The 25,257-nt window shown below is 62.5% G+C and carries 22 protein-coding genes; 18 read left to right on the top strand and 4 right to left on the bottom strand.

Annotation, left to right across the window (positions count from 1 at the left end):
• Positions 1–9 precede the first annotated feature (9 nt).
• The 4 genes from gcvA to HBH1_RS22770 all read left to right on the top strand — a co-directional run bounded on the left by gcvA (position 10) and on the right by HBH1_RS22770 (position 5,276).
• The gene (gcvA, locus tag HBH1_RS22785; protein ID WP_039876716.1) at positions 10–894 is read left to right on the top strand and encodes a transcriptional regulator GcvA; all 885 of its coding nucleotides are present in this window, start codon (positions 10–12) and stop codon (positions 892–894) included.
• Between the two features lie 381 nt (positions 895–1,275).
• Positions 1,276–2,790, top strand: a complete 1,515-nt coding sequence (locus HBH1_RS22780) for an L-piperidine-6-carboxylate dehydrogenase (RefSeq protein ID WP_102664497.1) — start codon at positions 1,276–1,278, stop codon at positions 2,788–2,790.
• Between the two features lie 217 nt (positions 2,791–3,007).
• Complete coding sequence (locus HBH1_RS22775) at positions 3,008–4,048, top strand: ABC transporter substrate-binding protein (RefSeq protein ID WP_369878645.1); 1,041 nt, start codon at positions 3,008–3,010, stop codon at positions 4,046–4,048.
• Positions 4,049–4,061: 13 nt separating this feature from the next.
• Positions 4,062–5,276, top strand: a complete 1,215-nt coding sequence (locus HBH1_RS22770) for an aminotransferase-like domain-containing protein (RefSeq protein ID WP_102664495.1) — start codon at positions 4,062–4,064, stop codon at positions 5,274–5,276.
• Positions 5,277–5,405: 129 nt separating this feature from the next.
• On the opposite strand, the gene HBH1_RS22765 is transcribed toward HBH1_RS22770, so the two are convergent.
• Entirely contained in the window at positions 5,406–6,332 is a 927-nt protein-coding gene (locus HBH1_RS22765; RefSeq protein ID WP_102664494.1) for a LysR family transcriptional regulator, read from the bottom strand.
• Positions 6,333–6,448: 116 nt separating this feature from the next.
• On the opposite strand from HBH1_RS22765, the gene HBH1_RS22760 reads away from it, so the two are divergent.
• The 5 genes from HBH1_RS22760 to HBH1_RS22740 all read left to right on the top strand — a co-directional run bounded on the left by HBH1_RS22760 (position 6,449) and on the right by HBH1_RS22740 (position 12,245).
• The gene (locus tag HBH1_RS22760; RefSeq protein ID WP_102664493.1) at positions 6,449–7,615 is read left to right on the top strand and encodes a mandelate racemase/muconate lactonizing enzyme family protein; all 1,167 of its coding nucleotides are present in this window, start codon (positions 6,449–6,451) and stop codon (positions 7,613–7,615) included.
• 153 nt (positions 7,616–7,768) lie between these two features.
• The gene (locus HBH1_RS22755) at positions 7,769–9,121 is read left to right on the top strand and encodes a dicarboxylate/amino acid:cation symporter (protein ID WP_102664492.1); all 1,353 of its coding nucleotides are present in this window, start codon (positions 7,769–7,771) and stop codon (positions 9,119–9,121) included.
• A 67-nt stretch (positions 9,122–9,188) separates the two neighbouring features.
• Entirely contained in the window at positions 9,189–10,061 is an 873-nt protein-coding gene (locus HBH1_RS22750; RefSeq protein ID WP_102664491.1) for a fumarylacetoacetate hydrolase family protein, read from the top strand.
• A gap of 300 nt (positions 10,062–10,361) precedes the next feature.
• Positions 10,362–11,867, top strand: a complete 1,506-nt coding sequence (locus HBH1_RS22745; RefSeq protein WP_102664490.1) for a DASS family sodium-coupled anion symporter — start codon at positions 10,362–10,364, stop codon at positions 11,865–11,867.
• A gap of 66 nt (positions 11,868–11,933) precedes the next feature.
• Positions 11,934–12,245, top strand: a complete 312-nt coding sequence (locus HBH1_RS22740; RefSeq protein WP_102664512.1) for a HigA family addiction module antitoxin — start codon at positions 11,934–11,936, stop codon at positions 12,243–12,245.
• 72 nt (positions 12,246–12,317) lie between these two features.
• Here HBH1_RS22740 and adhP read toward each other — a convergent pair whose 3' ends face one another.
• Both adhP and HBH1_RS22730 read right to left on the bottom strand, forming a co-directional pair.
• Positions 12,318–13,343: an alcohol dehydrogenase AdhP gene (gene adhP / locus HBH1_RS22735; protein WP_006464951.1), complete on the bottom strand. Its 1,026-nt coding sequence runs from the start codon at positions 13,341–13,343 to the stop codon at positions 12,318–12,320.
• A gap of 248 nt (positions 13,344–13,591) precedes the next feature.
• Complete coding sequence (locus HBH1_RS22730; protein WP_006464950.1) at positions 13,592–14,350, bottom strand: DeoR/GlpR family DNA-binding transcription regulator; 759 nt, start codon at positions 14,348–14,350, stop codon at positions 13,592–13,594.
• Between the two features lie 201 nt (positions 14,351–14,551).
• On the opposite strand from HBH1_RS22730, the gene glpD reads away from it, so the two are divergent.
• The 9 genes from glpD (at position 14,552) to HBH1_RS25160 (ending at position 24,273) form a co-directional block, all read left to right on the top strand.
• Positions 14,552–16,084, top strand: coding sequence for a glycerol-3-phosphate dehydrogenase (gene glpD, locus HBH1_RS22725; RefSeq protein WP_102664489.1), 1,533 nt, complete (start codon positions 14,552–14,554; stop codon positions 16,082–16,084).
• Positions 16,085–16,134: 50 nt separating this feature from the next.
• Positions 16,135–17,235: an ABC transporter ATP-binding protein gene (locus HBH1_RS22720; protein WP_102664488.1), complete on the top strand. Its 1,101-nt coding sequence runs from the start codon at positions 16,135–16,137 to the stop codon at positions 17,233–17,235.
• Position 17,236: 1 nt separating this feature from the next.
• Positions 17,237–18,325, top strand: a complete 1,089-nt coding sequence (locus HBH1_RS22715; protein WP_102664487.1) for an ABC transporter ATP-binding protein — start codon at positions 17,237–17,239, stop codon at positions 18,323–18,325.
• 4 nt (positions 18,326–18,329) lie between these two features.
• Positions 18,330–19,220 (top strand): carbohydrate ABC transporter permease, encoded by an 891-nt coding sequence (locus HBH1_RS22710; protein WP_006464946.1) that lies wholly within the window; start codon positions 18,330–18,332, stop codon positions 19,218–19,220.
• A 46-nt stretch (positions 19,221–19,266) separates the two neighbouring features.
• Complete coding sequence (locus HBH1_RS22705) at positions 19,267–20,043, top strand: carbohydrate ABC transporter permease (protein ID WP_369878643.1); 777 nt, start codon at positions 19,267–19,269, stop codon at positions 20,041–20,043.
• A gap of 2 nt (positions 20,044–20,045) precedes the next feature.
• Positions 20,046–20,330 carry a DUF2160 domain-containing protein gene (locus tag HBH1_RS22700; protein WP_039876711.1) on the top strand — a complete coding sequence of 95 codons (285 nt, stop codon included), beginning with the start codon at positions 20,046–20,048 and terminating at the stop codon, positions 20,328–20,330.
• Between the two features lie 242 nt (positions 20,331–20,572).
• Positions 20,573–22,321, top strand: a complete 1,749-nt coding sequence (locus HBH1_RS22695; RefSeq protein ID WP_102664485.1) for an ABC transporter substrate-binding protein — start codon at positions 20,573–20,575, stop codon at positions 22,319–22,321.
• Positions 22,322–22,501: 180 nt separating this feature from the next.
• On the top strand, positions 22,502–23,983 hold the full coding sequence (glpK, locus tag HBH1_RS22690; protein ID WP_102664484.1) for a glycerol kinase GlpK: 1,482 nt from the start codon (positions 22,502–22,504) through the stop codon (positions 23,981–23,983).
• 140 nt (positions 23,984–24,123) lie between these two features.
• Positions 24,124–24,273 carry a hypothetical protein gene (locus tag HBH1_RS25160; RefSeq protein ID WP_158243320.1) on the top strand — a complete coding sequence of 50 codons (150 nt, stop codon included), beginning with the start codon at positions 24,124–24,126 and terminating at the stop codon, positions 24,271–24,273.
• A 16-nt stretch (positions 24,274–24,289) separates the two neighbouring features.
• On the opposite strand, the gene HBH1_RS22685 is transcribed toward HBH1_RS25160, so the two are convergent.
• Positions 24,290–25,257, bottom strand: a 968-nt coding sequence (locus tag HBH1_RS22685; protein ID WP_102664483.1) for an HD-GYP domain-containing protein, incomplete at its 5' end; no start/stop codon positions are given.

Raw genomic sequence — 25,257 nt, 5'->3', positions numbered from 1 at the left:
ACCCGTCCCATGCGCCGTTTCATCCCGTCAACGTCATGCCTGATCGCCTTTGATACCTCGGCGCGGCACATGTCGTTTACCAAGGCGGCCAACGAGTTGCACATGACGCAGGGGGCCGTGAGCCGGCAGGTGGCGATCCTGGAGGACTACCTCAACGTCAAGCTCTTCGAGCGCATCAACCGCCGACTCATCCTCACCGAGGCCGGGCGCGACTACGCGGCCCAGGTCTCCACCATCCTCAAGCAGATCGAGATGGCGACCTTCCAGGTGATGACCTACAACAGCCTGGCCAGCGTGCTGAACCTGGCCATCCTGCCGACCTTCGGCGTGAAGTGGCTGATCCCGCGCCTGGCCAAGTTTTCCGCCGCCCATCCGGATGTGCTGCTCAACCTCAGTACCGAGGTCTTGCCCTTCGATTTCAGTACCCGCCAGGTGGATGCCGCCATCCACTTCGGCGAACCCGACTGGCCCGATACGGTGATGGTGCGGCTGATGGGCGAAGAGGTGGTGCCGGTGTGCAGCAAGGCCTTGAGCGAGCGCATCCACGCGGTCGAAGACCTGGCCAACGTCACCCTGCTGCAGCACACGACTCGCCCGCAGGCCTGGCAGGACTGGTTCCGCCATGTCGGCGTGGACTGCCCCAATGCCTTGTCGGGGCCGCGCTTCGAGCAGCTGGCGATGGTCATCCAGGCGGCGGTCGCCGGTATGGGCGTGGCCTTGATGCCCAAGTTCATGGTCGAGACCGAGATCAGCCTGGGCCAGTTGCATGTGCCTTTCCCCTTCGCGGTCAAGAGTCCGCAATCCTATTACCTCGTCTATCCCGAGAAGAACGCCGGCAAGGCCGCCATCCTGAAATTCCGCGAATGGCTGCTGGGCGAAGCCCAGGGCGGTTGAGCCCCGGCGTCGGCGCCGGCCCTGCATTGCTTCGGTGCGCATGGCTGCTGGCCATTTGATTTCCAGGCTGACTAAAACTCATGGCCGACGGTCGCCAGGCCTGGGCCGGGAGAGAGGACGCCCAGGTCGCACAGGGCGCCCGGGCAGGGCCGGCCGGGTTCTGGCCGGCAGGGCGCTATCCCACTATCAGAAAGGCTCTCGGCGTAAATGCCCGTGATGCGCCGCACCATCCTCGCGCATCCTCGTGGATTCTCGTGCGCCACGACGGTGCATTCCAAAAACTCATGATGTCGTGAAATTTTTTGGTTTTAAGAATTGTCCTGGCTGTCCTTATACTCCACCGTTCCAGACCCATCCCACTCCACTTTTCAAGGGAATTCCATGTCTTCTCCACGCATCTTCTCCACTCTGGGTGCTGACCTCGCGGCCTATGCCGGCAACGATCTGGTGATCCGTTCGCCGCGTGATGGCGAGGTCATCGCGCAACTCAAGGCGCAGACGCCGGCCGACGCCGAGGCCGCTATCGCCGGCGCGCACAAGGCCTTCCTGGCCTGGCGCGAAGTACCGGCCCCGGTGCGTGGTGAACTGGTGCGCGTACTGGGTGAAGTGCTGCGCGAGCACCGCGAGGAACTGGGCGCACTGGTGACCCAGGAGGCGGGCAAGATCCTCTCCGAAGGACTGGGCGAGGTGCAGGAAATGATCGATATCTGCGACTTCGCCGTGGGCCTGTCGCGCCAGCTGCATGGCCTGACCATCGCCTCCGAGCGTCCCGGTCACCGCATGATGGAAACCTGGCATCCGCTAGGCGTGGTGGGCGTGATCACCGCCTTCAACTTCCCGGTCGCGGTGTGGGCCTGGAATGCCGCGCTGGCGCTGGTCGCCGGCAATGCCGTGGTGTGGAAGCCGTCGGAAAAGACGCCCGTCACCGCGCTGGCGGTGCAGGCCATCTTCGAGAAGGCGGTCGCGCGCTTTTCGGCGCAGCGCCCCAACCTGGTTCCGGCCGGCCTGTGCCCCCTGCTGATCGGCGGCGCCGATCTGGGCGAGAGCCTGTCGCGTTCGGCGCTGGTGCCGCTGGTGAGCGCCACCGGCAGCGTGCGCATGGGCCGCAAGGTCGCCACCGTGGTGGCCGAGCGCCTGGGCCGCAGCCTGCTGGAACTGGGCGGCAACAATGCCATGGTCGTCGCGCCTTCGGCCGACCTCAACCTGGCGCTGCGCGCCATCACTTTCTCCGCCGTGGGCACGGCCGGACAGCGTTGCACCAGCCTGCGCCGCCTGTTTGTCCACAGCAGCATCCATGACCAGGTGGTGGCGCAGATCAAGCGCATCTATGCCAGCGTCAAGGTCGGCGACCCGCTGCAGGGTGACACCCTGGTCGGCCCGCTGATCGACAAGGGCGCCTTCGATGCCATGCAGGCTGCGCTGCAGCAGGCGCGCGCCCAGGGTGGCGAAGTCACCGGCGGCGAACGCGTGACGGTGATGGGCGAGCAATCCTGGTACGTGCGTCCGGCCGTGGTGGCCATGCCCGGCCAGACCGCCATCATGCATCACGAGACCTTCGCGCCCATCCTCTACATCGTCAAGTACGAAGAGCTGGCCGACGCCATCGCGCTCAACAACGCCGTGCCGCAGGGCCTGTCCTCGGCCATCTTCACCAACGACATGCGCGAGGCCGAACTGTTCGTCTCCGCAGTCGGTAGCGACTGCGGCCTGGCCAACGTCAACATCGGCACCAGCGGTGCCGAGATCGGTGGCGCCTTCGGTGGCGAGAAGGAAACCGGCGGCGGCCGCGAATCGGGCTCGGACGCCTGGAAGAACTACATGCGTCGTGCCACCAATACCATCAACTACAGCAAGACCCTGCCGCTGGCGCAGGGCGTGAAGTTCGATATCGACTGAGTCACCGGCGGCCGCCCTCCACGGCGGCCCGCGCAGGGCCTGAAGCGACAACAGCAATAACAGCAACAGCGTCAACAGCAGCAATAGCGACAGCAGCGACAGCAACGACAGCAGCAACCACGCCGGCCTGGCAAGGGACCGGCGCGGCATCCCACGTACCCACACCCGCGCAAGCGGGACCCACATCGGCAAACCGGCAAGGAGTGCAGTAATGAAGATGAAGACCCTGGCAGTGACCTGTGCAATCGGCGCGACCCTGATGGCCGCCTCCGGCGCGCAGGCGCAGAGCAAGACCATTTACGTCGGCATGAACGGCGGCACGATGGAAAAGAACTACACCGCCTCGATCTTCCCGGACTTCGAGAAGGCCAACAACGTCAAGGTGGTGGTGGTGCCCGGCACATCCTCGGACATCATCGCCAAGATGCAGGCACAGCGCGACAAGCCGCAGATGCACGTGGCCTTCCTGGACGACGGCATCATGTACCGTGCCATCAACATGAGCCTGTGCGAAAAGGTCAAGGACGCCGCCGTGCTCAAGGATGTCTACCCCTTCGCGCGCCTGGCCAATGACCAGGCCGTGGCCATCGAGATGGGCGTGCTGGGCATCGGTTACAACAAGAAGCTGTTCGCCGAAAAGGGCTGGCCGGCGCCGACCTCGTGGATGGACTTCGCCGATCCCAAGTACAAGCAGAAGGTGGTGTTCCAGTCCATCTCCGCCAGTACCTTCGGCCTGTATGGCTTCATGATGTTCAACCGTCTGGTGGGCGGCACCGACAAGAACGTCGACCCCGGCTTCAAGAAGTGGGGCAGCACGGTCGGCCCCAACGTGGTCGAATACCTGTCCAGCTCGGCCAAGATTTCCGAGATGGTGCAGACCAACGAAGCGGCGATCTTCCCGCTGACCGTGACCGGCATTGCCAACCTGAAGGACAAGGGCATCCCCGCCGAATTCGCCACACCCAAGGAAGGTGGCGTGCTGCTGATGACCGGCGCCTGCCCCATCAAGGGCAACAGCGAGCCGGAACTGGCGCAGAAGCTGCTGGAATACCTGCTGACCCCGGCCGTGCAGGCCAAGAGCATGGCACTGGCCAATTCCATCCCGGTCAACCGCAACGTGCCGCTGTCGGAAGCCGCACAGGCCAAGCTGGGCAAGAGCGAGGTGCTGACCAAGAACCTCAATACCGTGGACTGGGATGTGGTCAACGAAAAGCGTTCCGAATGGAACACCCGCTGGAACCGCATGATCGAGCAATAAGCCCTGATCGATCATGACCGCTGCCTATCGTTTCAATCCGGCCTTCCAGTCGCCCCAGGGCTCGCCCATCCGGGAGCTCTTCAAGTACACGCAGCAACCCGGCATGATCTCCTTTGCCGGCGGCTATCCGGCGCCTGCGCTGTTCGATACGCAAGGGCTGGCAAAGAGCGCCGCCACCCTGCTCGACAGCGCAGCGGCGGCCTGCCTGCAATACGGCGCCACCGAAGGGGCGGCGCAACTGGCGCAAGTGCTCAGGCAGGTCACGCGTACGCGCATCGGCGGTGCCGATCCGGGCGAACTGATTGTCACCACCGGTTCACAGCAGGGCTTCGAACTGCTGTTGCGCATCCTGCTGGAACCGGGTGATGGCGTGGTCATCGAGCGGCCCTGCTATCCGGCGGCAATCCAGGCCCTGCGCCTGGCGCATGCCGAACTGCTGGAAATTCCCGGTGACGCCCAGGGCATGGATACCGATGCCCTGGAAGCCCTGCTGCTAGCGGGTGCCCGGCCCAAGCTGCTGTACCTGGTGCCGAGCTTCGCCAATCCGACCGGCGCCACCTTGCCGCTGGCGCGACGCCGTCATTTGCTCACGCTGGCGGTACGTTACCAGTTCATCGTGATCGAGGATGATCCCTACGGCCAGCTGCGTTTTTCCGGGCAGGCCGAGCCGCCGCTGCTGCAGGTGGCGCAGGAGATCGAGGGTGCACGCGACTGGCTGGTGTACCTGTCGAGTCTGTCCAAGATCGTGGCACCGGGTTTGCGTATCGGCTGGATGTGCGGCCCGTCGGAAATCCTGCGCCGTGCCGTCATCGCCAAACAGACCGGCGACCTGTGCACCGCGCCCTGGATGCAGATGGTGGCGGCGCAGTATCTGCAGGCCGGGCATCTGGAGGCCCATCTGCCGCACATCATCGCTACCTATCGCGAACGTTGCGCGATCATGCTGTCTTCTCTGCGTGAGGCCTTCGGCGATCGTCTCTCGCTGATCGCGCCGGAAGGCGGCATGTTCATCTGGGCCAGCTGGAAGGATGGCACCGATGCCACGGCGCTGTTGCAGAGCGCAGTGCGCCACAACGTGATGTACGTACCGGGCAGCGCCTTCTATGCCACGCAATCCGATCCGGGCCATTGGCGACTGTCTTTCGCCAATGCCCAGCCGGAGGAGATCATTGAAGGTGTGGCTCGCCTGAAGCAGGCACACGAGCAATGGATGCAGGTGCAAGTATGACTTTTATTCATGCATGAAAAACGCCCTGTTGCGCTGGTTGTGCAACGGGGCGTTGTCTTTTCTGTCGGCGCTGCCTCCGGACAAGATTTCGCCCCGTCCCTGCCCGATGCGACAGGGCGATTTCAACGCTCAGAGCGCAGGCATTGGCAAATTTGACGCCTTGCGCTTCCTGAATTTGTCCGCCAAAAAATCGATGAATGCTCTGGCACGTGCACTCTGGTTCTTCTTGTTCAAGTAGTAGACGTAGAGGTCGGCCGAGGGCGGATTGAAGGCAGGCAGCACGACTTGCAGACGGCCGCTCTCAAGGTACTTGGCAAGATCCCATTCCGAGCGGATGAGGATGCCATGACCATCCAATGCCCATCCGAGGACGATATCGCCATCGTTGCTTGCCATGGCCCCCTTCACCTTCATCACTTCATTATGCTGGTCGTGCATGAACCGCCAGATACCGTATGCATCGTCATTTTGTTTGTGGATGATGCATCGGTGGTACATCAGATCGGCGAGCGTCCTCGGTTCGCCATGGCGTTCCAGGTAAAGCGGAGAGGCGCATAGAAAGCGACGATTGCTCATCAGCCTGCGGGCATTGAGGCGCTTGTCCGGCAATTCCCCGAACCGGATCGCCATGTCGATTCGGCCTTCAATCAAGTCCACAGGCCGGTCAGTGAGTTCGATGTCGACTTCTACGTGGGGATGAAGTCGCGCGAATTCAGAGGCCAACGGCGCGATGGTGGTCCGGCCAAATCCCAGAGTGGCGTTGATGACCAGCTGGCCCCGCAACTCGCTGCTGCTGCGCGTGACCGCTTCCTTCATCTCGTTCAATTGCTCCAGAATCCGCGTGGCGTGCGCCAGATAGGTCTCGCCCTCCTGGGTCAGGCTGGCGCTGCGTGTGGTTCTGTTCAAGAGCCGTACGCCCAGGCGTTCTTCGATCAGCGTCAGCCGCTTGGTAGCGGCCGGGGGCGTGATGTCGAGCGCCCTGGCGGCCGCGGACAGGCTTCCATGACGGGCCACAAGGACAATGAACTCCAGATCGGATGAGAAGTCGTTTTTCACCGTAAGTTAATAATCAACTCATTTGCGGTGAAGTATAGGCCAGCATTCTGGCAATAATCTAGGGGCTCCCAAGAAAAGACCATGTCGCCAATTCGGGCGATGTTGAGGAGAGCCCCATGAAAATCGTCGAAATCCGTGAAGTAACCAAACCTATCAGTTCCCCCATCCGCAACGCCTACATTGACTTCAGCAAGATGACCTTGAGCCTGGTGGCTGTCATCACTGACGTCATCCGTGACGGCAAGCCGGTCATCGGCTACGGCTTCAACTCCAATGGCCGCTATGGCCAGGGCAAGCTGATGCGCGAACGCTTCATCCCCCGCATCATGGAAGCGGACCCGGCCACGCTGCTCAACGACAAGGGGGACAACCTGGATCCGCACAAGATCTGGGCGACCATGTTCACCAATGAAAAGCCCGGTGGTCACGGCGAGCGTTCGGTCGCCATCGGTACCATCGACATGGCGGTGTGGGACGCTGTCGCAAAGATCGAAGGCAAGCCACTGTTCCAGTTGCTGGCTGACCGCTACGGTGATGGCAAACCGGACCGCAAGATCTTCGTCTACGCTGCCGGTGGCTACTATTATCCGAATCAGAACCACGACAAGCTCAAGGACGAGATGCGCAGCTACATCGACCGTGGCTACACGGTGGTCAAGAAGAAGATTGGCGGAGCTTCGCTGGACGAAGACCTGCGTCGTATCGATTCCATCCTGAGCGTTCTGCAAGATGGTCAGAAGCTCGCTGTCGATGCCAACGGCCGCTTCGATCTGGATACCGCCGTGCAGTATGCCAAGGCCTTGTCCCAGTATGACCTGTTCTGGTACGAAGAGCCGGGTGACCCGCTGGACTTCGAGCTGCAAGCGACTCTGCGCAACTACTACAAGAATCCGATGGCCACCGGCGAAGACCTGTTCTCGATGCAGGATGCGCGCAACCTGATTCGCTACGGCGGCATGCGCCCCGACCGCGACTATCTGCAATTCGACTGCGCACTGAGCTATGGCCTGGTCGAATACCTGCGCACGCTGGACATGCTCAAGGAGCACGGCTGGTCGGCCAAGCGCTGCATCCCGCACGGCGGCCATCAGATGTCCCTGAACATCGCAGCCGGCCTGGGCCTTGGCGGCAACGAGTCGTATCCTGACCTGTTCCAGCCGTATGGCGGTTTCCCCGACGGCGTGAAGGTCGACAACGGCTACATCACCATGCCAGACCTGCCTGGTATCGGCTTCGAGGGTAAAGCCGACCTCATCGTGGAAATGCAAAAGCTGTCCGCGTAATCGTGCGCGAAGCTGCCATGCTGCCCGAGGGTGGCATGGCGTCTACACGTCCAGACAAGAAAAATGAAGTGGGCAGCTCAATGCGTCGTCACGGCAAACGGGCGAGGCAATTCACGTCCCGGTATTGAGTCTGCCGCAATGAAGGAGACAATCATGGCAATCCCCAGAATTCGCGGTCTGTTGTCGAAGCTCTATGTGCAGGTGCTCATCGGTATCGTCGCCGGCGTCCTGCTTGGCCACTATGCGCCGGACATCGGCCAGCAGATGAAGCCGCTCGGCGATATCTTCATCAAACTCATCAAGATGCTGCTGGCACCGATCATCTTTGCATCGGTGGTCGTGGGCATCGCCCGCATGAACAATGTGCAGCAAGCCGGCCGTGTCGGTGCGAAGGCCTTCATTTACTTTGAAATCGCCTCCACCCTGGCGCTCGGCATCGGCATGCTGGTCGTCAATGTATTCCAGCCTGGCGTCGGAATGAATATCGACCCGGCGAAGCTCGATGCATCGGCCATCACGTCATACACGCAGAAGGCGCAGCAGCATGGCGTGCTCGACTTCATCATGGGGATAGTCCCCAATAGTGTAGTCGGTGCATTTGCCAACGGCGACATGTTGCCGATCATCTTCTTCTCCATTCTTCTTGCGGTGGCGCTGGCAAAGATCGGCCCTCGCACTGCGCCGTTCGTGGATATGCTGGACATGTTCCTTCAGGGCATGTTCGGGGTCGTCCGGCTGGTCATGTATGTCGCGCCCATCGGTGCCTTTGGTGGCATGGCGTTCACCATCGCGAAGTACGGTATTGGCACCCTGAGCTCGCTTGGCATGCTCATCCTGTGCCTGTACCTGACCTCGGGCGTGTTCATCGTGGTGGTGCTAGGTAGCGTCATGAGGCTCTGTGGCCTGTCCTTGTGGCAGTTCTGCCGGTACATCAAGGATGAAATCCTCATTACCCTGGGGACCGCTTCCACCGAGGCCGTGTTGCCGCAGATGCTGGTCAAGCTGGAACGCATGGGCTGTGCCAAGCCGGTCGTCGGCATGGTGCTGCCCACTGGCTATACCTTCAATGCCGACGGTACCGCCATCTATCTCACCATGGCCGCCTTGTTCATCGCGCAGGCCATGAACATTCACCTCACCTTCTGGGACCAGGCGCTCATCCTGGGCGTGCTGCTCCTGACCTCCAAAGGATCCGCGGGTGTGGCAGGAGCAGGTTTCGTTGCATTGGCGGCGACGCTGGCCTCGATGCACAAGATTCCGGTTGCAGGCTTGGTGTTGTTGTTGGGCGTTGACCGATTCCTGACCGAAGTCCGTGCATTGACCAACCTGATCGGCAACGGCGTGGCCACGATCGCGGTCGCCAAGTGGGAAGGCGCCCTGGACATGGATCGTGCCCGTGCCGTGTTGAGTGGCGAGCTCGCCGCCGTCCAGCACGAAGTGGCCGTTGAGGATGGCCAACATCCTGCTGCGGCAAGAGACACGGCCCTCGGACAGTTGTCGCATTGAACGGAGACGGCTGCGGCACGGGAGTGTCGCAGCTCTGTTGATATAAAGCAGTCGAAATGGAGTATCTATGAAATTGCTCAGCTTCCATGTGAAGGGCGGCGCGATTGGCAGCTATGGAATCGCGACAGATCAAGGTATCGTCGACATCGGCGCTCGCTTGCGGGATCGCTATCCTGACCTGAAGGCGCTGTTGGCCGGCAACGCCATTGATGCGGCACGCGCGCTTTGTGCCGAGCACGCCGACTATTCATTCGATGACGTCGTTTATCTGCCCGTTATCGAGCATCCGGGAAAAATCTTCGGTGTAGGGATGAACTACCAGGACAAGCGTGCCGAATTCGCCGAGAGCAATCCTGCACCCACGCTTTTTGTCCGGTTTGCCGACTCCCAGACCGGACATTTGGCCGACGTCATCAAACCGGCAGAGTCGCAGGAATTGGACTACGAGGGCGAGTTGGCCATGGTCATCGGGCGGGGCGGCAAGCGAATTCGGCGCGAGGATGCCTATTCACATATCGCTGGCTACAGCTGCTACATGGACGGCAGCGTTCGCGATTGGCAGCACGCATGGTTCACCGCCGGCAAGAACTGGCCGCAGACTGGCGCTTTCGGTCCATGGCTGGTGACACCCGATGAGCTGCCGGACCCTCACAAGCTGGTGATCGAAACTTTCCTCAACGGCCAACGCGTGCAAAACGATAATACGGGCAGCATGATTCGGCATATCCCGGAGCTGGTCGAATACATCAGCACGTTCAGCGAACTGGCGCCAGGTGACGTGATTCTTACTGGTTCCCCTGGGGGCGTTGGAAAGAAACGTGTTCCCCAGCTGTTTTTGCAACACGGGGACGTCATCGAGGTACGCATAGAGAAGATTGGTACGCTAAAGAATAGGGTTGTCGCAGCTGAGCCGAACTGTGACACGAGGAAGGCCGCCTGATGGACCACCAGCCACGCTATCCTGCGTGATTGCGGATCGGGGCGTTGTCAGTGGAGCCGCCGTGCCGGGAAGATTTGCAAATCGATCTTCCTGTGCACTCATCGCCAATGACATCATCGGCATGACGTCGTCATTGCGCATTCCAGGGACAATTAAGTCGGGCCAATGCTGGCCCAGATCAAAACATCGGCAATGAGCGCGCCAGCACGTTGATCTGGCTGACTATACTGGGCGCAAGATGGCCGCACGGCAACAGGCTGTGCGGCCATCTTGCTTTTACAAGTCTGCCAGGATGATGCGATGTTCAATCAACTCAAAGCCACCTTCAAGTATTTCAATGATGCCGTACCGTTCAAGCTGGGTCCGGCCCTGATCGCCACGGCGGTCCTGATCCTGCTGCTGCTCACGCCCTGTCCGGCCGGGCTGGAGCCCAAGGCCTGGGCGCTGGTGGCGATCTTCCTCACCACCATCGTGGCCATCATCCTCAAGGTCATGCCCATCGGCGTGATGGCGATGATGGCCATCGTCATCGTCTCGCTGTCGCAGGTCACCTCGACCTCATCCAAGGGCGCGATTGCCGATGCGCTGGCCAGTTTTTCCAATCCGCTGATCTGGCTCATCGTGGTAGCGATCCTGATCTCGCGCGGCCTGAAGAAGACCGGGCTGGGACGGCGCGTGGGCCTGATGTTCATCGCCCTGCTGGGCCGGCGCACGATTGGCATCGGCTACGGGCTGGCCATCTGCGAACTGGTGCTGGCACCCTTCACGCCCAGCAATACGGCGCGTGGCGGCGGCATCGTTCACCCCATCATGAAGTCGATCGCCAATGCCTTTGACTCCGACCCGGCCAAGGGCACGCAGAACAAGGTCGGCAGCTACCTGGCCCTGGTCAACTATCACGCCAATCCGATCACGTCGGCCATGTTCCTCACCGCCACCGCGCCCAATCCGCTGGTGGTCAACTACGTCGCCAAGGCGACCGGACAGGCGCTGCAACTGTCCTGGACCACCTGGGCGCTGTGCATGCTGCTGCCCGGTCTGGTGTGCCTGCTGATCATGCCCATGGTGATCTACCTGGTCTCGCCGCCGGAACTGAAGTCCACACCCAATGCGGTGAACTACGCCCGCGGCGAACTGGACAAGATGGGCCGTCTGGGCGCCAGTGAAAAGGTCATGCTGGGGACCTTTGCGCTGTTGCTGCTGCTGTGGGCCAATGTGCCGGCCATGCTGCTGGGTGCGGCCTTCACGCTCGACCCGACGGTGGTGGCCTTTGTCGGCCTGTTCGTGCTGATCATCACCGGCACCATCGACTGGGATGATGTGCTTTCCGAAAAGAGCGCCTGGGACACCCTGGTCTGGTTCGGTGCGCTGGTGATGCTGGCCGAGCAATTGAACAAGACCGGCGTGGTGGCCTGGTTCTCGGAGGGCATGAAAGCGGCCATCGTCGCCAGCGGCATGGGCTGGTTCGCGGTCGCGGCGGTGCTGCTGCTGGTGTTCGTGCTGTCGCACTATTTCTTTGCCAGCACCACCGCCCACATCAGCGCCATGCTGCTGGCCTTCCTGATGGTGGGAGCGCAACTGCTGCCGCAGCAGTACGTGCTGCCCTTCATGCTGATGATGACCGCCGGCTCGGCCATCATGATGACGCTGACCCACTACGCCACCGGCACCTCGCCCATCATCTTCGGCAGTGGCTACGTTTCCATGGGCAAGTGGTGGGGCGTGGGGCTGGTGATGGCGGTGGTGGAACTACTGGTGTTCGCGACCGTCGGGACGGCGTGGTGGAAGGTGTTGGGGTATTGGTAGGATAGCGGCAAGGCGGTTCCGTTTTTGGAGACCGACATCGTGGATTACCAACATAAGGAGATCAATATGGCTCGCCGCCTTGCTCCCGTGACACCGGGAAAGTTGCTCAACGAAGAGTTCCTCAAACCGATGGGCATCACCCGGTATCGCCTGGCCAAGGAGATCGGGGTTTCCCAATTTCGCATCAGCGAAATCGTCAATGGCAAGCGTTCGATCACAGCCGATACCGACCTCCGGCTGGCGCGCTTCTTCGGTCTGTCCGACGGATATTGGCTGCGCGCACAGGTCGCGCATGACACCGAGATTGCACGAGAAAAGATGCGGGACGTACTGGCCGGCATCCGGCAGTGGCAGCCCAGGGAAGAACCCTCCGCCTGAATCTGGAGGTCGCCCATGAAAATGGCGACGCACTGATGTGCGTCGCCATTTTCTTGTCTGCCAGATATGTGGCTACTTCAGGTCGAGCACGATGCGCCCATCGATCTTGCCTTCTTCCATGCGGGCGAAGATGGCATTGATGTTATCCAGCTTGTCCCAGGTGAAGTGCGCCGCGACCTTGCCTTCGGCGGCGAAGACCAGTGACTCTTCCAGATCCTGGCGGGTGCCGACGATGGAGCCGCGCACGGTGATGCGCTTCAGGACCGTGTTGAACACCGGCAGGCTGATGTCGCCCGGTGGCAGGCCGACCAGGGCCATGGTGCCGCGTGCGCGCAGGAAGCCGAAGGCCTGTTCCATCGCCTTGGGCGAGACCGCGGTCACCAGGGCGCCATGGGCGCCGCCGATGATGCGCTGGACGTCGGCCACGGCATTGATGTCGCGCCCATCGACGGTGAGGTCCGCGCCCAGCTTCTTGGCCAGCGCCAGCTTGTCTTCGTGGATATCGGCGGCGACCACGTGCATACCCATGGCCTTGGCGTATTGCACCGCCATGTGGCCCAGGCCGCCGATGCCGGAGATCACCACCCATTCACCGGGGCGCACCTCGGTTTCCTTCAAGCCCTTGTAGACGGTCACGCCCGCGCACAGCACCGGAGCGGCCGGGCCGAACTCCAGGCCGGCCGGCAGATGGCCGACGAAGTTGGGATCGGCCAGGCCATATTGCGCGAAGCTGCCATTGACGGAGTAGCCGGTGTTCTGCTGTTCGGCGCACAGGGTTTCCCAGCCGGTGCGGCAGGGTGAGCAGCAGCCGCAGGCCGTGTGCAGCCAGGGCACGCCGACACGGTCGCCTTCCTTGACGCGCTTGACGCCAGCGCCCAGCGCGGCGACATAGCCGGTACCTTCGTGGCCGGGGATGAAGGGTGGGGTGGGCTTGACGGGCCAGTCGCCATGGGCGGCGTGCAGGTCGGTGTGGCAGACGCCGCTGGCTTCGAACTTGACCAGGATCTGACCTGGGCCGGGTGTGGGAACGGGGACTTCCTCGATGGACAGGGGCTTGCCGAATTCGCGGACGACGGCCGCTTTCATCATTTGCGTCATATGCACTCCTCGGGGGGATCAACGGGATGCGAGGGCAGGGTGATGACCGTTTTGCTGCGTTGGCCAACTGTTGTGCCTGCCTGCATGGCCCACTATCCTCCGGGCGCACAGGGACGACAATCAATGATTGGACATGGGTTGATCCATGTCGCTCATCGTTGAAAAACTTGGACGTTCATTCAAGAAATACGCAGGACGGGCGGTGCGCAGGCCCTGCTCCCATGACCCTCCCCAGGGCAGGGTGTTTTCTATTTCGCGATCACCACTTCGACATCGGTCTCGGCCAGCAGCTTGGCCAGTTCCGGCGGTGGAGGGGCATCGGTGAAGAGCACATCGATCTGCGACAGGTGCGCCATCTTCACCAGCGCCTGCCGGCCGAATTTGCTGGCGTCGGCCACCAGCCAGACCTGGCGTGACTGTTCGATGATGGTCTGGGCCACCTTGACCTCGCGGGCGTCGAAGTCGCGCAGCACGCCGTCCATCTCGATACTGGAAATGCCGATGATGCCGATGTCCACCTTGAACTGGCGGATGAAATCGATGGTCGCCTCGCCGACGATGCCACGGTCACGGGCGCGCACCACGCCGCCGGCGATGATCACTTCCAGTTCGGGATTGCTGGCCAGTGAATTGGCCACGTTCAGGTTGTTGGTCACCACATGCAGGTTCCGGTGCTGCTGCAAGGCGCGCGCAACCTCTTCCGTGGTGGTACCCAGGTTGAGGATCAGGGAACAGCCGTCCGGCACGCGGGCGGCCACGGTACGACCGATGCGGCGCTTGGCTTCGGCATGCAGGACCTGGCGCTCCGGATAGGCGATGTTCTCGGTCGAGGACAACAGGCCGACGCCGCCGTGGTAGCGCGCCAGCAGGCTGGCGTCGACCATCGCCTTGACGTCGCGTCGCACGGTCTGGGTGGTCACGCCCAGTTGTTGGGCCAACTCTTCGACCGAGATCGTGCCGTGCTTGCGCACGCATTCCAGCAGCGTCTGTTGCCTGGGATTGAGCATGGTGTGCTTGAAAAAGGATGAACGGTTGCGATCAGAGATGAACATTAAAAAACATAAACGAACTTAAAACAACAAATAATTGTTGATTTACGTTCGGGATGTCGCTTATCTTACTGGGCATTGCCAACTCGCGGGAAATGGGTGAGTTGGGTGCAGCGAACGAAGCGAAAAGCGAACAAGCGGAAAGTGGAGAACAGGCCGATGGCGCTCGAATACGATCTCTTGGTGGTAGGCGGTGGCATCAACGGTGCAGGCATTGCACGTGATGCGGCCGGCCGCGGGCTGCGGGTGCTGCTGTGCGAACAGCATGACCTGGCCCAGCACACCTCTTCGGCCAGCACCAAGCTCATCCATGGCGGCCTGCGTTATCTCGAATACTACGAATTCAAGCTGGTGCGCAAGGCGCTCCAGGAGCGCGAAGTGCTGCTGCGCTCGGCGCCGCACATCATCTGGCCCCTGCGTTTCGTCATGCCGCACGATGCCAACCAGCGCCCGGCCTGGATGATCCGCGCCGGCCTGTTCATGTATGACTACCTGGCCAAGCGCGAGATATTGCCAGCCTCCGAAGGCGCCAACCTGACCCGTCACGTCGCCGGCCAACCCCTGAAGGGCGACTATCGTCGTGGCTTCGTCTATTCCGATGGCTGGGTCGACGATGCGCGCCTGGTGGTCCTGAATGCGATGGACGCGCAGGAGCGCGGCGCCCGTATCCTCACCCGTACCAAGTGCATCAGCGCCCGCCGCGAGGGCGATGCCTGGCATGCGGTGCTGGAACATCAGCATGCCAATGGCGTGCAGCAGGAAGAAGTACGCGCTCGCGCCATCGTCAACGCCGCCGGCCCCTGGGCCGCGCGCTTCGCCCAGGCGGTGCCGCAGGCCCGGACCGGGCGCAGCCTGCGCCTGATCAAGGGCAGCCACATCGTGGTCAAGCGCCTGTTCGACCATCCCTACGCCTACATCTTCCAGAACCCCGACAAGCGCATCATCTTCGCCATTCCCTACCAGGAAGAATTCACCCTCATCGGTACCACCGACCTTGAATACCACGGCGATGCCGGCAAGGTCGAGATCGATGCCGAGGAGATCGATTACCTGTGCGAGATGGCCAACCGCTACTTCAAGCGCCAGATCGGCCGCGAAGACGTGGTCTGGACCTATTCCGGCGTGCGTCCGCTGTTGGACGACAGTGCCGAGAATGCCTCGGCCATCACCCGCGACTACCTGCTCGAATGCGACGACGCCGGTGCGCCCATGTTGAATGTCTGGGGCGGCAAGATCACCACCTATCGCAAGCTGGCCGAAGAGGCGCTGGCCATGCTGGCGCCGCATCTGGGTGCCTCCACCCAGCCGTGGACGGCCGCGGCGCCCCTGCCCGGCGGCGACCTGGAACAGCCCGGCAAGACCGTGGCGCGCTACGACTTCGACGCCTTCCTGCGCCAGTTCCAGGCACGTCATCCCTGGCTGCCGGCCGCGCTTGCGCATCGCTATGCGCGCAGCTATGGTTCGCGCGTGACCCAGATCATCGGTCAGGCCGACAGCCTGGCCGCGCTGGGCGAGGAGCTGACCCCGGGCCTGTATGAAGCCGAGGCGCGTTACCTGGTACAACACGAATGGGCAAGCGGCGCCGACGATATCCTCTGGCGCCGCAGCAAGCTGGGCCTGCATTGCGGGCCCCAGCACAGAGGACGGCTGGAGGCGTGGTTGGCGAGTCTGCCCGATCACGCCGCCAGCTGATCCCAGGTCGACGCCCACCATCAATCAAAAAAATGCAGTGAGGAGACAGCGTGACCCTGGAACTGAAACAAGTGGCCAAGACGGTCGGTGCCGAAACGCACCTCTACCCGCTTGACCTGAATCTCGCCAAAGGCGGCATCAACGTCCTGCTAGGCCCGACCCAGGCCGGCAAGACCTCGCTGATGCGCATCATCGCCGGGCTCGACAAGCCCACCGCCGGCCGGGTGCGGGTCGATGGCCAGGATGTCACTGGCGTGGGGGTGCGCGAGCGCAACCTGGCGATGGTCTACCAGCAATTCATCAACTATCCCGGCCTGACGGTGTTCGAGAACATCGCAGCGCCCTTGCGCCTGCAAAAGCAGGGCGAGCAGGAAGTCACCCGGCGCGTCAACGAGATCGCCGACAAGCTGCACATCGCCCACCTGCTGCAACGCCTGCCGGGCGAACTCTCCGGCGGCCAGCAGCAGCGCACTGCGCTGGCGCGCGCGCTGATCAAGCGTGCCCCGCTGGTGCTGCTGGACGAGCCGCTGGTGAACCTGGACTACAAGCTGCGCGAGGAATTGCGCAGCGAACTGATTTCGCTCTTCGCCACCGGCGACACCACCGTGGTCTATGCCACCACCGAGCCGCAGGAAGCCCTGCTGCTGGGCGGCCATACCGCGGTGATGCACGAAGGCCGGCTGCTGCAGTTCGCACCGACCCTGGAACTGTTCAATTCGCCGGCCTCCACCCAGGTGGCGGCGATCTTCAACGATCCGCCGATGAACCTGCTGGATGCCACGGCCGTGTCCTCGGCCAATGGCGTGGCCGCCGTCCGCATGAATGATGGCAGCGTGCTGGAGATTGCCGGCCGCGCGCTGACACTGGCCGAAGGCCAGCGCTGCAAGCTGGGTATCCGCTGCAACGACGTACGCCTGCAAGCGCTGGACGCACCGGGCGTGAGCCTGGGATGCAGCGTGGCCCTGGCCGAGCTGTCCGGCTCCGAGACCTATCTGCACCTGCGCCATGGCGAGGTACCGCTGGTGGCGCAGCTATCGGGCGTGCATGAAGTGGCCATCGGCAGCACGGTGCAGGTCAGCATCGCCGCCGCCAAGGCTTTCCTGTTCGACACAGAGGGTCGCCTGTTGAGCGCCCCGTTGGAGACGCACTGACATGGCCCGCATCGAATTCAAGAACCTGGGCCATGCCTATAGCGGCAATCCGGCCAGCCTCAAGGACTACGCCCTGCAACCGATGAACATGGTGTGGGAAGACGGTGGTGCCTATGCCTTGCTGGGCCCCTCCGGCTGCGGCAAGTCCACGCTGTTGAACATCATCTCGGGGCTGTTGCAGCCCTCCGAAGGACAGGTGCTGTTCGACGGTGTCGACATGACCCGCATGGCGACCCGCGATCGCAACATCGCCCAGGTGTTCCAGTTCCCGGTGCTCTACGACACCATGAGCGTGTTTGATAACCTGGCCTTCCCGCTGCGCAACCGCAAGATGCCCGAGCGCGAAGTGCAGGCGCGTGTGCGCGAGATCGCCGAGATGCTCGACCTCACCCGCGACCTCAAGCAGCGCGCTGCCGGCCTGTCGGCCGATGCCAAGCAAAAGATTTCGCTGGGGCGCGGCCTGGTGCGCAAGGACGTGGCCGCCATCCTGTTCGACGAACCGCTGACGGTGATCGACCCCCACATGAAGTGGGAACTGCGCCAGAAACTGAAGGAAATCCACCACCAGCTGAAGCTGACCCTCATCTACGTGACGCACGATCAGGTCGAGGCATTGACCTTCGCCGACGAAGTGGTGGTCATGACCGAGGGCAAGGTGGTGCAGCAGGGCAAGCCCGAGGCGCTGTTCCTGCGGCCGGACCACACCTTCGTGGGCTACTTCATCGGCAGCCCCGGCATGAACTTCTGCCCGCTCAGCATCGAAGGCGATGCCGTGCTGCTGGGCCGGCAGCAAGTGCAGGTGGACACGGCGCAGTTGCAGGCGTTGAAGAACAGCAGTGGCGAGCTCAAACTGGGCATCCGCCCCGAATTCGTCGAACTGGCAACCCCCGGCACGGCCGGCGCCATCAGCGCCGAGGTCACCCAGGTCCAGCATCTGGGGACCAGCCAGCTGGTGACGGCGCAGTTCGAGGGCATGAGCGTGAAGGCGCGCGTGGCGCCGGAGATGAAGATCGCCACCGGGCCGCAATGGCTGCGACTGGCCAAGCCCGAGACGATCTACTTCAGCAACGACCAGAGAATAGGACGCTAAGCCCATGAACAAGCCCTATAACAACAAGGCCTGGTTCTTCATCCTCCCGGTCTTCCTGACGGTGGCCTTCTCGGCCATCATCCCGCTGATGACGGTGGTCAACTACTCGGTGCAGGACATCATCAGCCCCGAGCAGAAGGTCTTCGTCGGCCTGGAATGGTTCAAGGATGTCATGCGCGACAGCGAGCTGCATGCGGCCCTGCTGCGCCAGCTGATCTTTTCCTTCTGCGTGCTGCTGGTGCAGATCCCGCTGGGCATCGGCCTGGCGCTGGCCATGCCGCACAAGGGCTGGAAATCCTCGGCCACGCTGGTGATCCTGGCCATGCCGCTGCTCATCCCATGGAACGTGGTCGGTACCATCTGGCAGATCTTCGGCCGCGCCGACATCGGCCTGGGTGGCTACGTGCTCAATCTGCTGGGCATCGGCTACAACTACGCCTCCAATCCGCTGGATGCCTGGCTGACCGTGCTGGTGATGGACGTCTGGCACTGGACGCCGCTGGTGGCGCTGCTGGCCTTCGCCGGTCTGCGCTCGATCCCGGATGCCTACTACCAGGCTGCGCAGATCGATGGCGCCAGCCGCTGGGCAGTGTTCCGTTTCATCCAGCTGCCCAAGATGCGTGGCGTGCTGGTGATTGCGGTGCTGCTGCGTTTCATGGACAGCTTCATGATCTACACCGAGCCCTTCGTGCTCACCGGTGGTGGCCCCGGCAATTCCACCACCTTCCTGAGCCAGTACCTCACGCAGAAAGCCGTAGGCCAGTTCGACCTCGGTCCGGCCGCCGCCTTCTCGCTGATCTACTTCCTCATCATCCTGCTGTTGTCCTTCGTGCTCTACAACTGGATGCAGAGCGCCGGCAACAACGCCAATGCTTCGGGTGGCCAACATGAATAAAATCCAGGGAAAAAACCAGGACAAGACCCTCACCCGCGTGCTGGTGATGCTGCTCTACATCGCTTTCACGCTGGTCCCGCTGTACTGGCTGCTGAACACGTCGTTGAAGACCAACGAGGAAACCCTGTCGGTGTTCACCCTCTGGCCCAACGCGCCCACGCTGGACAACTACAAGGTGATCTTCACCGATCCTTCGTGGTATTCGGGTTACATCAACTCCATCATCTACGTGGCCATGAACACGGTCATGTCGCTGCTGGTGGCCTTGCCGGCGGCCTATGCCTTCTCGCGCTATCGCTTCCTGGGCGACAAGCACATGTTCTTCTGGCTGCTGACCAACCGCATGACGCCGCCGGCGGTGTTCCTGCTGCCGTTCTTCCAGCTGTATTCCACCATCGGCCTGTCCGACACCCACATCGCGGTGGCGCTGGCGCACATGCTCTTCAACGTGCCGCTGGCGGTGTGGATCCTGGAGGGCTTCATGTCGGGCGTGCCGCGCGAGATCGACGAGACCGCCTATATCGACGGCTTCTCCTTCCCGCGCTTCTTCCTGCGTATCTTCCTGCCGCTGATCAAGTCCGGCGTGGGCGTGACGGCCTTCTTCTGCTTCATGTTCAGCTGGGTGGAGCTGCTGCTGGCGCGCACCCTGACCTCGGTCAACGCCAAGCCGATCAGCGCCATCATGACCCGCACCGCCTCGGCGGCGGGCATGGACTGGGGCATCCTGGCCGCGGCCGGCGTGTTGACGATTGTTCCTGGTGCCCTGGTGATCTGGTTCGTGCGCAACCATATCGCCAAGGGCTTCGCAATGGGGAGAGTGTGATCATGGCAAATGCATTTTCGTGGATGTCGTGGACGCCACCGGTGGCGATCTTCTTCGCCTGCGTGGCGCTGATGCTGGTGGGCATGACGGTGTGGGAAGTGCGTTCTCCCACCATCGAGCGCAAGGGCTTCCTGCCCATGCGCACCACCCGCGGCGATCGCCTCTTCATCGGACTGCTGGCAGCGGCCTATATCAACCTGGCCTGGGTCGGATTGACCGACCTGGACCAGTGGTACGCGGCGGTGTTGGGTCTGCTCGCCCTCGTGCTGATCATGCGCAAGGGCTGATCGGAGCTGATGACTCCCGTTCGTCCTGAGTAGCGGTGCAGCCGCGTATCGAAGGTTCGCATGAGGCTGAGCGTCTTCGATACGGCCCTGGCGGGCCTACTCAGTCCGAACGGTGCGTGGTGAGCTGGACATCGATTTTTTATAGCAGCAGGCGACAGATCTGTAGTGCCAATCAGAACGGACGTCCGGGGATACTCCTTCCCTACCCGGCACGCCAATTCAGGGGAAGGTGACGAGGAGACATGATGCAGAACATGCGGAAAATCAAATTAACCGTGCTGGTGGCTGCCATGGCGATGGCCGGTGTCGCCGGCAATGCCTGGGCCGATATCAAGGCGGCCGAGAAGTGGGTGGATTCGGAATTCCAGCCCAGCACGCTGTCGCGCCAGCAGCAGGTCAGCGAGATGCAATGGTTCATCGACGCTGCCGCCAAGCTCAAGTCCAAGGGCGTCAAGGAAATCCACGTGGTCTCCGAGACCCTGGATACCCACGCCTATGAATCCAAGACCTTGGCCAAGGCCTTCGAGGAAATCACCGGCATCAAGGTCATCCACGACGTGATCCAGGAAGGCGACGTGGTCGAGAAGATGCAGACTTCGCTGCAATCCGGCAAGTCCATCTACGACGGCTGGGTCAATGACTCGGACCTGATCGGTACCCACTACCGCAACGGCCAGACCGTGGTGCTGACCGACTACATGGCCGGCCCCGGCAAGGAATACACCAACCCCGGCCTGGACCTGAAGGATTTCATCGGCACCAGCTTCACCACCGCGCCCGACGGCAAGCTCTACCAGCTGCCCGACCAGCAGTTCGCCAACCTGTACTGGTTCCGTGCCGACTGGTTCGCGCGCAAGGACCTGCAGGACAAGTTCAAGGCCAAGTACGGCTATGAACTGGGTGTGCCGCAGAACTGGTCGGCCTATGAAGACATCGCGGCCTTCTTCACCAACGACGTGAAGGAACTCGATGGCAAGAAAATCTACGGTCACATGGATTACGGCAAGAAGGACCCCTCGCTGGGCTGGCGCTTCACCGATGCCTGGCTGTCGATGGCTGGCGCCGCCGACAAGGGCTTGCCCAACGGCTTGCCGGTCGATGAGTGGGGCATCCGCGTGGCCGACGACAAGTGCACCCCGGTGGGCGCATCGGTGGCACGCGGCGGCGCGACCAACTCGCCGGCAGCGGTCTATGCCCTGACCAAGTACCTGGACTGGATGAAGAAGTATGCTCCGCCCGAGGCGCTGGGCATGACCTTCTCCGAAGCCGGCCCGGTGCCGGCGCAGGGTCACATCGCGCAGCAGATCTTCTGGTACAGCGCCTTCACCGCCAGCATGACCAAGCAGGGCCTGCCGGTGGTCAACACCGATGGCTCGCCCAAGTGGCGCATGGCCCCCGGCCCGCACGGCCCGTACTGGAAGGATGGCATGCAGAACGGGTACCAGGACGTAGGCTCATGGACCTTCCTCAAGAGCACGCCGCCGGACCAGATGGCTGCGGCCTGGCTGTATGCGCAGTTCACCACGGCCAAGACCGTCTCGCTGAAGAAGTCCATCGTCGGCGTGACCTTCATCCGTGACTCCGACATCCGCTCCGACTACTTCACCAAGAATGCGGCCAAGTATGGCGGCCTGATCGAGTTCTATCGCAGCCCGGCACGGGTGGCGTGGACTCCGACCGGTACCAACGTGCCTGACTATCCGAAGATGGCGCAGATCTGGTGGAAGAACATCTCCTCGGCCATCTCCGGCGAGAAGACCCCGCAAGGTGCGATGGACAACCTGGCCGACGAGATGGACGGTATCATGGCCCGCCTGCAGCGCGCCGGCATGAAGCAGTGCGCGCCCAAGCTGAACCCGAAGAAGGACCCGGCCTCCTGGCTGTCCGACAAGGGGGCGCCGTGGGCCAAGCTGGCCAACGAAAAGCCCAAGGGCGAGACCATCCCCTACGACAAGCTGCTGCAGGCCTGGAAGGATGGTCGCGTACGCTGATGCAGTCTGATCGTGCAATCTGATCCGCATCACGCGTAGGATGACGCCATCCCGGCTTGTGTCGGGATGGCGTCTTCGTGTTTCTGGTGTGCCGGTTTCGCAGCCGGACTGATTCAGTTTTTCCGCTTTCCAGGCTTCATTTTCAACCCGCCGTTTTCAGTACGTCAGCAAGGAACCAGCATGGCCTATCTGCTCGCCCTCGACCAGGGAACCTCCAGCTCGCGCAGCATCATCTTCGACCAGAGCGGGGCCATCGTGGCCACCGCCCAGCAGGAGTTCCCGCAGATCTTCCCCCAGCCGGGCTGGGTCGAACACGACCCCATGGACCTGTGGCAAAGCCAGTTGCAGACCGCGCAGAAGGTGTTGGCGCAAAGTGGCATCCAGGCCAGTGAACTGACCGCGCTGGGCATCACCAACCAGCGCGAGACCACCGTGGTCTGGGAGCGCGCCACCGGCAAGCCGGTCTACAACGCCGTGGTGTGGCAGGACCGACGCGCCGAGGTGGTGTGCGCGGCGCTGCGCGAACGCGGCCTGGGCGAGGCCATCCAGAAGAAGACCGGGCTGGTGCTCGACCCCTATTTCTCCGGCACCAAGTTGCGCTGGATCCTCGATAACGTGGCCGGCCTGCGCGAGCGTGCCGAGCGCGGCGAACTGCTGTTCGGCACGGTCGACTCCTGGCTGGTGTGGAACCTCACTGGCGGCCGTCTGCATGTGAGCGATGTTTCCAATGCCTCGCGCACCATGCTATGGAATATCCACACCGGTGCCTGGGACGAGGAACTGCTGCAGTGGTTGGGCATCCCGGCATCGATGCTGCCGCAGGTGCATGCCTCGGCCCATGTCTATGGCGAGATCGATGCGCAGCACCTGGGCGCGCCGGTGAAGATAGGCGGCATCGCCGGCGACCAGCAGTCGGCCCTGTTCGGCCAGGCCTGCGTGCGTCCCGGCATGGCCAAGAATACCTATGGCACCGGTTGCTTCATGCTGCTGCATACCGGCGACCAGTGCGCCACCTCGCACAACGGCCTGATCAGCACCGCCGCCTGCCAGGTCGACGAACGCAAGCAATATGCGCTGGAAGGCAGCGTCTTCATCGGAGGCGCAGTAGTGCAATGGCTGCGTGATGGCTTGAAAGCCATCAAGACCTCTACCGACGTCGAAGGCCTGGCCTGCACGGTAGAGGATTCGGGCGGGGTGGTGTTCGTGCCGTCCTTCACCGGCCTGGGCGCGCCCTACTGGAACCCGTCGGCCAAGGGCGCCATCGTGGGCCTGAGCCGGGGCAGTACGGTGGCGCACATCGCCCGCGCGGCGCTGGAATCGATCGCCTTCCAGAGCACGGCCCTGCTCAATGCCATGGTGCGGGACGCGGTCTCGCCCATCACCGAATTGCGGGTCGATGGCGGGGCGGCGGCCAACAACCTGCTGCTGCAGTTCCAGGCCGACCTGCTGGGCATTCCCGTGATCCGTCCGCAGGTCACCGAGACCACCGCACTGGGCGCGGCCTACCTGGCCGGCGTGGCCACGGGGGTCTATCGGGATCTGACGGAATTGTCCGCGCAGTGGCGCATGGAGCGCACCTTCGAGCCGCGCTTCACGCGTGAGCAGGCGCAGGAACGAATCCACGCCTGGGAAGCGGCGATCCGCCAGGTCAGCGCGGTCTGACCGGTAGGCAGGCGGTGGGTGGCGCAATGTTTCAACTGAAATCCAGCCCGCACCGCCTGACATCGGATTGACACGGCGCGACCGCATGATGTTCTCAAGCCCGCAGCAATCAGGCGGCGGGCCTTTCAAGGAGAACGATCATGGAAAGCTTCCTGCTGGATTGCATGCAACTCGCCACGGGTTTCTTCGACGCCGCTTCCACCTTCGTGATGGCCTGCGACATCGGTGTGCCCGATGCCTCCCACGAGGCCCATGGCCGCCACTTCATGACGGCGCTGGGCATGGCCTGAGCGGATCGGGACAGGCTTAGCCCGGTGTGCCGGTGCTGAGCAATTGCATGGAATCCAGATGGCTCAGGCGCGCCCATTCCTCGCCGCCGCGGGCGACGATGGTATCGGCTTCGGGCGTGGCCATCAGGTCGAGGATTTCGGTATCGCTCATTTCCATGCTGTCGTTGTAGCGGAACACCTTCAATACCGGACGCGTCAGGTCCTGGGCGTTCTGCCGGATCACGAAGCCGGAGCGGCCCGATTCCAGCTTGACGATGGAACCCACCGGGTAGATGCCCAGGGTCTTGACGAAGGCCAGGAACATGGCGCGGTCGAAGTGGCCGCTCCAGGTGGCCATGGTGGAGATGGCTTCGGCCGGGTCCCAGGCGCGCTTGTAGGGGCGGTCCGAGGTGAGGGCGTCGTAGACGTCGCAGATCGCCGCCATGCGCGAATACAGGCTGATGGAACCGCTGCGCAGGGCTTCCGGGTAACCGTTGCCGTCCATCTTTTCGTGGTGATGCAGGCAGACGTCACGCGCGTAGTCGGGAACGTTGGGGTCCTGGCTCAGGTATTTGTAGCCCAGTTCGGGATGCTTCTTGATCTGGGTGAATTCTTCGTCGGTGAGCTTGCCGGGCTTGTTGAGCAGTTCATGCGGGATGAAGGCCTTGCCCACGTCATGCAGGAAGCCACCCAGCCCCGCTTCGCGACAGGCTGCCTCGTCCAGGCCCAGGGTGCGACCCAGCGCCACCATCAGGGCGCACACCGCCACCGAGTGCAGGTAGGTATATTCATCGGCCAGCTTCAGGCGCAAGACGCTGAGCATGCCGCTGGGGCTCTTGACCACCGAACTGGCGATTTCTTCCACCACCGAGACGCAACGCTCCATGTCCAGCACCTTGCCCATGCGGGCTTCGCTGAACATGGCCTTGGTGGCCTTCTTGGCCGTCTCGCGCAGGGCCATGGCATCCATCAGCGTGGTGTCGATGGCCGGGACCGGGGCTGGTT

It is taken from the genome of Herbaspirillum sp. BH-1 (assembly GCF_002870055.1).
Classification (GTDB): domain Bacteria; phylum Pseudomonadota; class Gammaproteobacteria; order Burkholderiales; family Burkholderiaceae_D; genus Herbaspirillum; species Herbaspirillum frisingense.
This window is presented reverse-complemented; position numbering and strand designations above follow the sequence as displayed.